Raw genomic sequence first — 13,217 nt, 5'->3', positions numbered from 1 at the left:
GCAGTACCTGTGACTCCCCGCCCGCCGTCCGACGACAGCACCCAGCACACCGGCCCCACCGCCGAGGGGCCCGCCCCGGTGAAGAAGACGGCCACGAAGAAGACGGCCGCGAAGAAAACCGTGGCGAAGAAGGCGACAGCGAAGAAGACGGCGACGAAAAAGGCGGCGACGAAGGCGACGAACGCGGCGGCCAGGAGCACGGCCAAGGCTGCCGAGGGAACGGCCAGGGGCCGGAAGCCGGCCGAGAAGACACCACCGGCCGAGAAGGTGGCCGGCGGGACGTCGACGGTCGGGAAGACGGCCGAGGTCAAGGCGGCGGTCAAGAAGGCCGTCGAGGGGACACCGACGGCGAAGGAGCCTGCCGAGGGCAGGGCGGTCGCCAAGAAGTCGTCACCGAGGAAGTCGGCCGAGGCCGGGGGCGTGGCCGGGAAGGCCCTCGCCAAGAAGGCCCCCGCCAGGAAGTCCGCCGCGAAGAAGGCGGTGGCGAAGAAAGCGGTCGCGAAGACGGCTGTCGCGAAGAAAGCGGTCGCGAAGACGGCTGTCGCGAAAGCGGCCGTGCAGGACATGGCTGACACGGACACGGCTGTCGCGGAAACAGCTGTCACGAAACCCGCGGCTGTCAGGAAGAGCGTCGCGAAGAAGTCAGCAGTCAAGAAGACGGTCGCGAAGAAGGCTGCGGGCAACAAGACCGTCGCGAAGAAGGCTGCGGGCAACAAGACCGTCGCGAAGAAGGCTGCGGGCAAGAAGACCGTGGCCGAGGAAGCTGTGACCACCGAGGCCGCCGCCAGGAAGGCCGACGCCGCGAAGAGGGCCGTGAAGTCGCCGCGACGGGCGGAGAGGGCGGTGTTGGTCCCTGCCGTCCCGCCGGGCGCCGGAACGTCCACTCCCGTGCCGAAGCCCGCCGATGCGCCGCCCCCGGAACCGGTACTCCCCAAGCAGGCCGCCGCCGAGCCGACAGCCCCCGACCCGGTGGTGCCCAGGCAGGCCGTCGCCGGGCCGGTGCCGGCCGAGTCGGTGGCCCTCCAGCCGTCGGTCCCCGAGCAGGACGCCGCCGGGCCGACGGTGCCCCAGCCCTCCGCCGCCGAGCCGGTCGGCATCCCCGGTGCCGAACCCGCCCTCGCCCAGCCCGTCTTCTCCCCCGCGATGGACGGCGCCGATCGCGAGCGGCTGCTCGACGGGACCCATCACGCGCCGCACTCGGTGCTTGGGGCCCACCCCGCGCCCGGGGGTGTGGTGTTCCGGGCGTTCAGGCCCTACGCGCTCGGGGTGAGTGTGGCGGTGGAGTCGCTGCGGGCGGAGCTGCACGACGACGGGGGCGGGTTCTTCTCCGCGCTGCTGCCGCTGCGGGAGGTGCCGGAGGGGTACCGCCTGCTGGTCTCGTACGAGGGGACGGAGCAGGAGACGGAGGACGCGTACCGTTTCCTGCCCGCGATCGGCGAGCTGGACCTCTATCTGATCGGTGAGGGGCGGCACGAGGAGCTGTGGCGGGCGCTCGGCGCCGAGCCGATGACCCACCAGGGCGTGACCGGCACCCGCTTCACGGTGTGGGCGCCGAACGCACGCGGCGTGCGCCTGGCCGGGACCTTCAACTTCTGGGACGCCACGGGCTACCCGATGCGTTCGCTGGGCTCCTCCGGTGTGTGGGAGCTGTTCGTGCCCGGGATCGGCGAGGGCGAGCTGTACAAGTTCGAGATCACGCGGCCGGACGGCTCGAAGACGCTCCGGGCCGACCCGCTGGCCCGCCGCACGGAGGTTCCGCCGAACACGTCCTCCGTCATCCACGCCTCGCACTACGAGTGGACCGACGAGCAGTGGCTGGCCCGGCGGACGCAGACCCCCGCGCACGAGGCACCGTTCTCGGTCTACGAGGTGCATCTGCCGTCCTGGCGCCCGGGACTGACGTACCGGCAACTCGCCGAGCAGCTACCGGCGTACGTCTCCGACCTCGGCTTCACCCACGTCGAACTGCTGCCCATCGCCGAGCATCCCTTCGGCGGCTCCTGGGGCTACCAGGTCACCGGGTTCTACGCCCCGACCGCCCGCCTCGGCACGCCCGACGACTTCAAGTTCCTGGTCGACGCCCTGCACGGGGCCGGGATCGGCGTCCTGATGGACTGGGTGCCGGCCCACTTCCCGCGTGACGACTGGGCGTTGGCCGAGTTCGACGGGCGTCCGCTGTACGAGCACGAGGACCCGCAGCGGGCGGCGCACCCCGACTGGGGGACGCTGGAGTTCGACTACGGGCGTCGTGAGGTGCGCAACTTCCTGGTGGCGAACGCCCTCTACTGGTGCGAGGAGTACCACATCGACGGGCTGCGGGTGGATGCCGTCGCGTCGATGCTGTACCTCGACTACTCGCGTGAGCCGGGCCAGTGGACGCCGAACGAGCACGGCGGCCGGGAGAACCTGGACGCGGTCGCCTTCCTTCAGGAGATGAACGCGACGGTGTACCGGCGGGTGCCGGGCGTCGTGACGATCGCGGAGGAGTCCACGGCCTGGGACGGCGTCACGCGCGCCACCCACCACACCGGTCCCGGCGGCTTCGGCGGCCTCGGATTCGGCATGAAGTGGAACATGGGCTGGATGCACGACTCGCTGGACTACATGGCCAAGGACCCCATCCACCGCAAGCACCACCACCACGAGATGACCTTCTCGATGGTGTACGCGTACAGCGAGAACTACGTCCTGCCCATCTCCCACGACGAGGTCGTGCACGGCAAGGGCTCACTGGTGTCGAAGATGCCGGGCGACTGGTGGCAGCAGCGGGCCAACCACCGCGCGTATCTCGGCTTCATGTGGGCGCACCCCGGCAAGCAACTCCTCTTCATGGGCCAGGAGTTCGCGCAGGGCGCGGAGTGGTCGGAGGCGCACGGCCCCGACTGGTGGCTCATGGACCCCGCGTACGGTGCCGAGGCCGACCACCGGGGCGTACGGGACCTCGTCCGTGACCTCAACGGCGCCTACCGGCACACCCCCGCCCTCTGGCAGCAGGACACCCGACCCGCCGGGTTCTCCTGGATCACGGGCGACTCCGCGGACGACAACGTCCTGGCGTTCCTGCGGTTCGCGGAGGACGGCTCGCCGCTGCTGGCCGTCTCCAACTTCAGCCCCGTCGTCCGCGAGGAGTATCGGCTGGGTGTCCCCGAGGACGTCCCGGCCTGGCGCGAGATCCTGAACACGGACGCGGCGGCCTACGGTGGCACCGACACCACGACCCCCGACCCGGTGAAACCCGAGCCCCACCCCTGGCACGCCCAGTCGGCCAGCATCCGCGTCACCCTGCCCCCGCTGACCACCCTCTGGCTCCGCCCGGCGTAGTTTTCCTCGCCCCCGCCGCCCCTACCCGTCCCATCCCCAGGGGCTGCGCCCCTTCGACCCCGGGGGTGCGTTGTCAGGTGCGGGTGGGTGGGGGCTGGTCGCGCAGTTCCCCGCGCCCCTGAAAAGCAGGGGCTGCGCCCCGTGCTTTTCGCTTTCAGGGGCGCGGGGAACTGCGCGAGCAACCACGACGGACCGGCAGGTGGGGGTCGGAAGGGCGCAGCCCCTGGGATGGGACGGGTAGGGGCGGCGGGGGCGGAAAAGGCACCCGGGCGGCCGTCAGCCGCCCCTGCGCCCCCCGAACATCATCCGCCGCAACGCCCCCAGCAACCCACTCCCCGACCGCTCCCCCACCGGCTCCGCACCCGGCGCCGCCGGTGGAGCCACCGGCGGCGCCACCTCGTCCCCCCGCCGAGCCACCGGCACCCGAGCCGCACTGTGCGCGGCGAGCTCATAGCGGACCGGCAGCAACCGCAGCCCCCGCACCACCGGCCCCGACCGCCACGGCAACTGATCCGGCGGCAACGTGAGCTCCGCACGGGCGAAGTGGTCGAAGATCCGCCCGACCGCGGTCGTGACGATCGTCCCCGCGAGCTCACGCGCGGCGCTGGGACACTGGTGGGGCCCGGCCCCCCACGCAAGATGCGCCCGCGTACTGATGGTGGACTCCACGACGTGGGACGGGCCGATCCGCAGCAGATCCCGGTGCGCGGCCGCGACGGACGGCGACACGATGTCACCGGCCCGGATCCAGTAGTTCCCCAGCCGCACGTCACGCGCCGCGAACCGGAAGCACAGGTTGGCCGTCGGCGGATTCACCAGCGCCGCCCGGTTCACGGTCTCCCCGAGCTGCCCGTCGGACAGGCTCCGGCGGACGGTCGCGTTGCCCCGCAGCACCTCGAGGAGGGTGTTGCAGACCATGTTCCCGGTGATGTCGTTGAGGTAGACCGCGTTCATGAACAGCTCACGGCCCAGTTGTTCGTCGCTCAGCGAGGGGTCGGACAGCAGCATGTAGGAGGTCAGGTCCTCCCCGGGACGGGCCCGCCGATGCGCCGCCAGCCGGGTCATCGCGCCCAGCGCCCGCCCGGTCGCCGGCCCCGCGTCCGGCCCGCCGTCCAGCATCCGCCACAGGTCCATGACCATCTCGTCGCCGAGTTCGACGGGGCAGCCGAACAGCTTGGTCGTGACCATGAGGAGCAGTGGCCGGGTGTACTGCGCCGCGAGATCGGCGAAGCCGGTGGTCCCGGACTCGGCCGCGAGCATGGCGATCAGCTCGTCGGCGTACCGCGCGACGGCCGCGCGCAGTGCCCAGCCCTCGGGCGAGTGCCCGTCCTGGAAGGGCCGCATCGCCGAGTGGTGGCTCAGCCGGGCGTGCCGGTGTTCCTCGTCGTCGAAGAACATGGTCTGCCGGACCTCGTACCCGGCGAGGAGCGGCCAGCCCTTCGGCAGCCGCCCCTCCGTCCGGGCCCGCCAGTGCCGGATGTCGCGCCGCCAGACACTTTCGTTGCGCAGCACCTCCAGCACCTCTGAGTAGTCGAGAACCAGCCACGCCGGCACCCCCATCAGCCCCACCGGTGCCACGGGGCCGTACGTGCTCCGCAGTCGCTCGTAGACGCTGCCCGGGTCCGCGTCGAACTCCGAGGTCAGCAACGGCTCCACGCGCAGCGATTCCAGACCGGGGCCGCCGGCCGGAGCGGCCGCGAACGGATGTGTTTCCATGACCGACACGCATACCGCATGAAGCGTGCACAAGCAGTGACGATGACCGGAACTGTTACGGGTTGGTGATCCCCGATGCACCTGTGGTGACGGTGACGGGAAGGCCGTCTGCCGGGTACCTGGCAGACGGCACCCCGCCCGTCGACTTCAGGCCACCGTCAGTTCTTCCGCGAGCGCCCCCGGCAGCCCCTCCGCGTGCACGATGCCCAGCGTCTGCGTCGCCCGGGTGAGCGCCACGTACAGATCGCTCGTACCGAAGCGACCCGGCTCGACGACGAGGACGGAGTCGAACTCCAGGCCCTTGGCCTGCCGGGGGTCGAGGAGGACGACGGCCTTGGTCAGGTCGGGTTCCGCGCCGGCCGTCACGTCGTCCAGCCGGGCCGCGAGCGCCCGGTGCAGTTCGCGCGGCGCGATCACCGCGAGCCGCCCCTCGGCCGGGGTCAGCTCGGCCACCGCCTTGGCCACCTCCGCGGGCAGTTCCTTCGTCGCCGCGCGGCGCGCCCAGGGCCGTACGCCCGTCGACCGCACCGAGCTGGGCGGCTCGAAGTCCGGCCGCTCGGCGCGGACCACTCCGGCCGCGACGGCCATGATCTCGGCGGGGGTGCGGTAGTTGACGCCGAGCCGGGTGTGCTCCCAGCGGTCCTCGACGTACGGGGCGAGGATGTCGGCCCAGGAGCCGACACCGGCGGCCTCCGCCGTCTGGGCCGGGTCGCCGACGAGGGTCATCGAGCGGGTCGGCGAGCGGCGCATCAGCAGCCGCCAGGCCATGGGCGACAGTTCCTGCGCCTCGTCGACGATGATGTGTCCGAACGCCCAGGTCCGGTCGGCCGCCGCCCGCTCGGCGGCGCTGCGGTGGTCGTCCTCCTCGTGCCGCTCCGCGAACCGCTCGGCGTCGATGATGTCGTGCGCGGACAGCACCTCCGAGCCGTCGGGGTCGCCGTCCTCCTTGTCCTCGAACTCGTACGTCCGGGACGCGTAGGACACCTCCAGCACGCCCTGCGCGTACGCGATCTGCGTCTCCCGCTCGCGCTCGACCCGGGCCCGCGCCAACCGGTCGTCCTCGCCCAGCAGTTCGGCGGCCTCGTCGAGGAGCGGCACATCGGCGACCGTCCACGCCCGGGTGACGGGGCGGCGTACGGCGTCGGCGTCCTCCTGGGACAGATGGGCGTCCGGCTCGGCGAGGAAGTCCGCGATCAGGCGGCGCGGGGTGATCCGGGGCCACAGCCGGCCGATGGCGGACCAGACCTCGGGGTTCTCGGCCAGTTCGTCGCGGATCTGGGTGATGTCACTGGCGTCGAGGAGGTTCGCGCCGTCGTAGGGGTCGGTGCCGATGCGTTCGGCGACCATCTCCGTGAGGGTGTTGAGGATGTAACCCTCGAAGTGCTCACGGGCCGCGTTGTGCGGGAGCTTCGCCTCACGCGTGCGCTCACGGGCGACCCTTACGAGGTCGTCGTCGAGCATGAGGATCTCCCGGTCGTGCTCGATGGCGATCACCGGGTCGGGCAGCGTCTGCCGGTCCCGTACGACGGCCGCGAGCACGTCGGCCATGGCGGCGCCGCCCTTCACCCGGGCCGCCGCCGGGGTGTCGGTCGCGGTCGCCCGTACGCCGGGGAACAGTTCGCCGACGGTGGACAGCAGCACTCCCGTCTCGCCCAGCGACGGCAGCACCTCGCCGATGTAGCCGAGGAAGGCGGGGTTGGGGCCGACGATCAGAACGGCGCGCTTGGCGAGCAGTTCGCGCTGCTCGTAGAGGAGGTAGGCGGCCCGGTGCAGGGCGACGGCGGTCTTGCCCGTTCCGGGGCCGCCCTCCACGACCATCACCCCCTGGTGCGGGGCCCTGATGATGCGGTCCTGCTCGGCCTGGATGGTCTGCACGATGTCGCCCATGCGGCCGGTGCGGGCCGAGTTGAGGGCGGCCAGCAGGACGGCGTCGCCGGTGGGGTCCTCGTACCCGGTGCGGGTCTCGTCGCCGAGGTCGAGGATCTCGTCGTGCAGGGCGGTGACCCGGCGGCCGTCGGTGGTGATGTGCCGGCGGCGGCGCAGGCCCATCGGGGTGTGGCCGGTGGCGAGGTAGAAGGGGCGGGCGACCTTCGCCCGCCAGTCGATCAGGATCGGGGTGCGTTCGGTGTCGTCCTCGCGCAGCCCGATCCGGCCGATGTGGTGGACGGCCCCGTCGGCGAGGTCGAGGCGGCCGAAGCAGAGCGAGCCGTCCACGGCGTTCAGCGTGGCCAGCATCCCCGAACGCTCGGCGACCAGGATGTCCCGTTCGAGGCGAGCCTGCTTGGGGGTGTTGCCCTGGGCGAGCGCGTCCGTGACCGAGCCCTCGGTCGCACCGCGCAGAGCGTCCACGCGTGCGTACAGCCCATCGATGAATTCCTGCTCGCGCCGCAATTCATCTTGCGAAAAGCCGGTGTTTGACAATTCCACTCCCGCCCGGATACACTGTGCTCACTGAACTTCTTTGCGACCAATTCTCTTGAAGTCGCGAACCATTCAATATACGCAGAGAAATCCCCCGGGCGCAATCGCCCGGGGGATTTCTTCGTGTGCGGCGCGCCGCCGGACCGGCCCGGCGGTGGCAGGGGCTCGGTGGCCCCGTGTGAAGCCGCTCCGGGCCGGACGCACGGTCGTGTGCGCGGTCGGCATGACGATCCGGCCCGTGCCGTCGACCGCACGATCCCGCCTTCCGAGTCCCCGAATCCCTGCAGGTCCGAATCCCCGAATCTCCGAATGCGGCTTACCGCGCGGTGGCCCGAACCGATCCGCTACGGACCGTCGGCCGAATTCGCCGGGACGACGTCGGAAATCTCCTCCAGCAGCCGTCGCTTCGGCCGCGCCCCCACCATCGCCTTCACCGGCTCACCGTCGCGGAACACCATGAAGGTCGGCATCGACAGCACCTTGTACGCCTGGGTGGTCTCCGGATTGGTGTCCACATCCAGCTGCACCACCTTCAGCCGTTCCCCCTCCTCCGCGGCGAGGGCACTGAGCACCGGTCCCATCTGCCGGCACGGCGGACACCAGTCGGCCGTGAACTCCACGAGCACCGGCAACTCCGCCCCGATCACCTCCGCCTCGAAGTCCGCGTCCGTCACCTCGGCCACACCCGCCGCCCTGATCACAGCTCCCCGCCTCCCAGCTCACACCCCGGCTCCGGACCCCCCGGAACCTCCGCCTCGGCCGCCAGCCGCTCCCGCGCCTGCTCGGCCCGCGTCAACTGCTCGCCGACCGAGGCCCGCACGGCCGCCAGCTCACCGATCAGCGCGTCGAGTTCGTCCAGCTTCCGCCGGTACACCGCCAGCGACGCCGGGCACGAGTCGCCCTGCGGATGCCCTGCCCGCAGACACTCCACGAAAGGCCGCGTCTCCTCCAGGTCGAACCCGAAGTCCTGCAGCGTCCGGATCTGCCGCAACAGCTTCAGATCCTCCTCGTCGTACGTCCGGTACCCGTTCCGGTTCCGCCGCGCGGGCAACAGCCCCCGCGCCTCGTAGTACCGCAACGCCCGTGTCGTCGTCCCGGCCCGTGCCGCCAGCTCGCCGATGCGCATACGAGGACCGTATTCCTTGACGCCGACGTCAAGGAAAGCCCGAGAAGACCGAGGGAAGAGACCGAGGAAGGAGACCGAGGAAGGACACCGAGGGAGGAGACGGCAAAAGCCGAGCGGCCAGGTCTATAGGGGGAGGACCTGGCCGCTCGGTGTTCGGGGAGCTTGTTCAGTTGTTCGGCTTGGTGGCCGTACGGCCGGGTCTACGGGGGAGGACCCGGCCGTACGGCGTTCTCGGGGGGCCTTCTCGGGGGGAGCCGGCCCGTGCCCCGTGAGGGGCGGGGGGAACCGCGCGACCAGCCGGACTCGACCGGCAGCTACAGGCCGACCTACGCCTTGGCGAGTTCCTTCTCACCGTCAGGCTCAGCCGCGGGCGCCGCCGCGGACCCGTGCCCGTCGTCCAGCAGCGTCTTCTCGTCGAACGGCAGCTGCCCGGCGAGAACCTCGCTCACGCGCTCCTTGTCGATCTCCTTGGTCCAGGTACCGATGAGGACCGTGGCGACCGCGTTGCCCGCGAAGTTGGTGAGGGCGCGGGCCTCGCTCATGAAGCGGTCGATGCCGACGATGAGGCCGATACCGTCCACCAGGGCCGGCTTGTGCGACTGCAGACCACCCGCGAGGGTCGCGAGGCCGGCGCCGGTGACACCCGCCGCACCCTTGGAGGCCACCAGCAGGAAGAGCAGCAGCGGGATCTGCTCGCCGACCGACATCGGCGTACCCATGGCGTCGGCGATGAACAGGGACGCCATGGTCATGTAGATCATGGTGCCGTCGAGGTTGAAGGAGTAGCCGGTCGGGACGGTGATACCGACGACGGGCTTGCTGATGCCCAGGTGCTCCATCTTCGCGATGAGGCGCGGCAGCGCCGACTCGGAGGAGGAGGTGGACAGGATCAGCAGGAACTCACGGCCCAGGTACTTGAAGAGCGTGAGGATGTTCATGCCGGCGACGGCCTTCAGCAGCGCGCCGAGCACGATGAAGACGAAGAGGAAGCAGGTGATGTAGAAGCCGAGCATCAGCACGGCCAGGCTCTTCAGGGCGTCGATGCCCGCGGAACCGGTCACGGCCGCGATGGCACCGAAGGCACCGATCGGGGCGGCCCACATCACCATCGCGAGGATGCGGAAGACGAGGCGCTGGATGTGCTCGACACCGCGGAGGATCGGCTGCCCGGAGTCACCCATGGCCTGCAGCGCGAAGCCGGCGAACAGGGCGACGAGCAGCGTCTGGAGGACCTCGCCGCCGGTGAAGGCGGAGACGATCGTCGTCGGGATGATGCCCAGCAGGAACTCGGTGGTGTCCTTGGCCTCCGCCGACACCTGCGCCTGACCGGTCTCCTTGATCGCGTCGGTGACCGCGAGGCCGGTGCCCGGCTCGACGATGTTGCCGACGACGAGGCCGATACCGAGGGCGACCAGCGACATCACCGTGAAGTAGGCGAGGGCGATACCGCCGACGGCGCCGACCTTCGCGGCCTTCCGTACGGAGCCGATGCCCAGCACGATCGTGCAGAAGATGATCGGCGAGATCATCATCTTGATCAGGTTCACGAAGCCGGTGCCGATGGGCTTCAGCTCGACGGCGAAGTCGGGGGCGATGAGGCCCACGGCGATGCCGAGGGCCACGGCCACGATCACGGCGATGTACAGGTAGTGGGTGCGGTCCCGCTTGGCGGGTGCGCTAGGTGCCGTATGAGTGCTGCTGGCCACGGCGGCCCTCCTCGTCGACGACATCGTCGGCTCGTTCGTCTCCGGCGTGCGGCTCACGACCGGGGGAATTTCGGGAGACGGTCTCCCAGGGTGGGAACCGGCGGGTTCCCGGGGTGGGAGACCGGCTCCCGGGGTCGGGAGCCGCGGCGGGCTCCCGGGGTCGGGAGCCGGCGGGCTCCCGGAGCCGGTAGCTGGGGGACTTCCGGCGGTGGGAGCGGGGCTCCCGGGGGTGTGGGAGCCGGGGCTCCCGGCGGTGGAAGCCGGCGGGCTTCCGGGCTGGAGGCTTGGGGGCTTCCGGCGGTGGGAGCTGGGGGGCTCCCGGTGCGGGGAGACAGGCTCCCGGTGGTGGGAGAGGTGCCTCCCGGGGATGGGAGACGGGCTCCCGGCGGCTCGGGGATGTGGTCCCGGTGCGGGAGTCGTACTCCCTGTCGCTGTCCGTGCGCTGGACGAGTCGATGGGCTGACTATCCCCCGCCCTGTGAGGGCGGTCACCCTTCCGTTCATTTAGTTCACGCCAACCCGTGGAGGCAGACTGTTGGCATGCGCGTCCCGCACCGTCTCCGTCCCCGCAGCCTGGCCGGCCAGCTCTTCGCCGTACAGGCGGTGCTGATCGCGGCCGTCCTGGCCGGATACGCGCTGTTCACCTACGTCAGCGACCGCTCCCAGGCGGAGGAGGCGGGAACCCGCCAGGCCCTGGCCGTGGCGGCCACCGTCGCCGACTCCCCGTCGGTCCGTGCGGCGATCCACACCACCGACCCCACCGAGCGGCTCCAGCCGTACGCCACCGAGGTTCAACAGCACGCCGGCGTCGACTTCGTGACGATCATGACCCCCGACGGCATCCGCTGGACGCACCCGGACCCCGACCGGATCGGCGAGCACTTCCTCGGCCACATCGAGAAGGCGCAGCAGGGCGGCTCGATCACCGAGACCTACACGGGCACGCTCGGCCCGTCGGTCCGCGCGGTCACCCCGATCATGGAGAACGGCGAGGTCATCGGCCTGGTCAGCGCCGGGATCAGGGTCCAGGCGATCAGCGACCGCGTCCAGGAGCAGCTCACGGCCCTCGTCGGCGTGGCCTCCGGCGCCCTGGCCCTCGGCGGCATGGGCACCTATATCGTCAACGCCCGCCTCCGCCGCCACACGCACAACATGAACGCCGCCGAGCTGAGCAACATGCACGACTACCACCAGGCCGCCCTGCACGCCGTACGCGAGGGCCTGCTGATGCTCGACGGGCAGTACCGGGTGGCGCTCATCAACGACGGGGCGCGGGAGCTGCTGGGGGTGACGCAGGACGTGGTCGGCCGCTCGGTTGCGGACCTGGGCCTGCCGGCGCCGCTGACCGGGGCGCTGCTGTCGTCCGAGCCGAGGGTCGACGAGGTGCTCCTCACCGCCGAACGGGTGCTCGTCGTGAACACCTCCCTGGTGTCGGGCGGCCAGCGCCGCGGCACGATGGTCACGCTGCGGGACGTGACGGAACTGCAGTCCCTCACGGGCGAGCTGAATTCCGAGCGCGGCTTCACGCAGGCGCTGCGCTCCCAGGCGCACGAGGCCGCGAACCGTCTCCACACGGTCGTCTCGCTCATCGAGCTGGGCCGCTCGGACGAGGCGATCGACTTCGCGACGGCGGAACTGGAACTGGCGCAGGCCCTGACGGACAAGGTCGTGGCGGCCGTGAGCGAACCGGTGCTGGCGGCTCTGCTGCTGGGCAAGGCCGCCCAGGCGAACGAACGGGGCGTCGAGCTGGTGGTGTCCGAGGACAGCCGCATCGACGACGGCCTGCTCCCGGAGTCCCTCCCCGCACGTGACCTGGTCACGGTTCTGGGCAACCTGATCGACAACGCGGTGGACGCGGCGCAGGGTTCGGTGGGGGCGAGAGTCACGGTGACGGCGTACACGGACGAGGTGGACGCGCTGGATGACGCGGACGTACCGGCGGACGACTCCGTGCTGGTGCTGAGGGTGTCGGACACGGGCAGCGGCGTGGATCCGGCCCACGCGGAGGCCGTCTTCGAACGCGGCTTCTCGACGAAACCGGCGGGTCCGGGGGGTCGGGGGCTGGGCCTGGCACTCGTACGGCAGACCGCGCGCCGGCACGAGGGAACGCTGACCGTGTCGGAGGCGGCCGGAGGCGGGGCCCAGTTCGAGGTGCGGCTGCCACTGCGCACGAGCGGTGCCGACAAGACGGTGCAGGCTGTCCAGGCCCCTCGGGCCACTGTGGCTGGAGGCGACAACGTATGACCGGTGCCGATCCCATCAGAGTCCTGGTCGTCGAGGACGACCCCGTGGCCGCCGACGCGCACATGATGTACGTCGGCCGCGTCCCGGGGTTCACGGCCGTGGGCAAGGCCCACACGGGCGCGGAGGCGCGGCGCGCGCTGGACCGCATGCCGGTGGACCTGCTGTTGCTGGACCTGCACCTGCCGGACGTACACGGCCTGCAGCTGGCCCGCTCCCTTCGCGCGGCGGGCCACCATGCGGACGTGATAGCGGTGACGTCGGCACGGGACCTGACGGTGGTGCGGGAGGGCGTGTCGCTGGGGGTGGTGCAGTACGTGCTGAAACCCTTCACCTTCGCAACGCTTCGGGATCGCCTGGTCCGGTACGCCGAGTTCCACGCGGCGGCCGGCGAGGCGAGCGGCCAGGACGAGGTGGACCGGGCACTGGCGACCCTGCGGGCACCGGGCCCGGCGGCCCTGCCGAAAGGGCTGAGCGCGCCGACGCTGGAGCGGGTGACGGTAGCCCTGCGGGACGCGGGCGAGGGCCTGACGGCGGCCGGGGTCGCGGAGGCGGTCGGCATCTCGCGGATCACGGCGCGACGGTATCTGGAGCATCTGGTGGATGCCGGGCGGGCGGCCCGGAGTCCGCAGTATGGGCAGGTGGGGCGGCCGGAGCTGCAGTACCGGTGGGTGAAGGGGTAGTTGG

At 71.2% G+C, this 13,217-nt stretch carries 8 protein-coding genes; 3 read left to right on the top strand and 5 right to left on the bottom strand.

Going from position 1 to position 13,217, the window contains the following annotated elements; all coding sequences use genetic code 11:
• The first annotated feature begins 9 nt into the window (after positions 1-9).
• On the top strand, positions 10-3,321 hold the full coding sequence (glgB, locus tag OG858_RS31815) for a 1,4-alpha-glucan branching enzyme (protein ID WP_328544211.1): 3,312 nt from the start codon (positions 10-12) through the stop codon (positions 3,319-3,321).
• A gap of 276 nt (positions 3,322-3,597) precedes the next feature.
• Here glgB and OG858_RS31810 read toward each other — a convergent pair whose 3' ends face one another.
• The 5 genes from OG858_RS31810 to OG858_RS31790 form a co-directional block, all read right to left on the bottom strand.
• A complete protein-coding gene (locus OG858_RS31810) occupies positions 3,598-5,037 on the bottom strand; it encodes a cytochrome P450 family protein (RefSeq protein WP_319068908.1) in 1,440 nt (479 codons plus the stop codon).
• 147 nt (positions 5,038-5,184) lie between these two features.
• Positions 5,185-7,428: a HelD family protein gene (locus OG858_RS31805; RefSeq protein ID WP_086752279.1), complete on the bottom strand. Its 2,244-nt coding sequence runs from the start codon at positions 7,426-7,428 to the stop codon at positions 5,185-5,187.
• 374 nt (positions 7,429-7,802) lie between these two features.
• Positions 7,803-8,159, bottom strand: a complete 357-nt coding sequence (gene trxA / locus OG858_RS31800; protein ID WP_306300427.1) for a thioredoxin — start codon at positions 8,157-8,159, stop codon at positions 7,803-7,805.
• Positions 8,156-8,584, bottom strand: coding sequence for a MerR family transcriptional regulator (locus OG858_RS31795; protein ID WP_086752277.1), 429 nt, complete (start codon positions 8,582-8,584; stop codon positions 8,156-8,158). The genes trxA and OG858_RS31795 overlap by 4 nt, the downstream gene beginning before the upstream one ends.
• 326 nt (positions 8,585-8,910) lie before the next feature.
• Positions 8,911-10,314 (bottom strand): cation:dicarboxylate symporter family transporter, encoded by a 1,404-nt coding sequence (locus OG858_RS31790; protein WP_373420900.1) that lies wholly within the window; start codon positions 10,312-10,314, stop codon positions 8,911-8,913.
• Positions 10,315-10,829: 515 nt separating this feature from the next.
• On the opposite strand from OG858_RS31790, the gene OG858_RS31785 reads away from it, so the two are divergent.
• Entirely contained in the window at positions 10,830-12,533 is a 1,704-nt protein-coding gene (locus OG858_RS31785) for a sensor histidine kinase (RefSeq protein WP_319068903.1), read from the top strand.
• Positions 12,530-13,213: a response regulator gene (locus tag OG858_RS31780; RefSeq protein WP_086753540.1), complete on the top strand. Its 684-nt coding sequence runs from the start codon at positions 12,530-12,532 to the stop codon at positions 13,211-13,213. Before OG858_RS31785 ends, OG858_RS31780 begins: the two co-directional genes overlap by 4 nt.
• Positions 13,214-13,217 lie beyond the last annotated feature (4 nt).

The sequence above is a fragment of the Streptomyces europaeiscabiei genome, assembly GCF_036346855.1.
In the GTDB taxonomy this organism is placed as follows: Bacteria; Actinomycetota; Actinomycetes; order Streptomycetales; family Streptomycetaceae; genus Streptomyces; species Streptomyces europaeiscabiei.
Note: the sequence above shows the minus strand (reverse complement) of the source record. Positions and strands in the feature narration are given on the sequence as shown.

What these genes read in the sequence shown, in the direction of transcription:
- OG858_RS31785 (WP_319068903.1), top strand. Translation starts at nt 10,830, where the DNA reads ATGCGCGTCCCGCACCGTCTCCGTCCCCGCAGCCTGGCCGGCCAGCTC.
- OG858_RS31790 (WP_373420900.1), bottom strand. Translation starts at nt 10,314, where the DNA reads ATGTCGTCGACGAGGAGGGCCGCCGTGGCCAGCAGCACTCATACGGCA.
- OG858_RS31795 (WP_086752277.1), bottom strand. Translation starts at nt 8,584, where the DNA reads ATGCGCATCGGCGAGCTGGCGGCACGGGCCGGGACGACGACACGGGCG.
- OG858_RS31810 (WP_319068908.1), bottom strand. Translation starts at nt 5,037, where the DNA reads ATGGAAACACATCCGTTCGCGGCCGCTCCGGCCGGCGGCCCCGGTCTG.
- OG858_RS31780 (WP_086753540.1), top strand. Translation starts at nt 12,530, where the DNA reads ATGACCGGTGCCGATCCCATCAGAGTCCTGGTCGTCGAGGACGACCCC.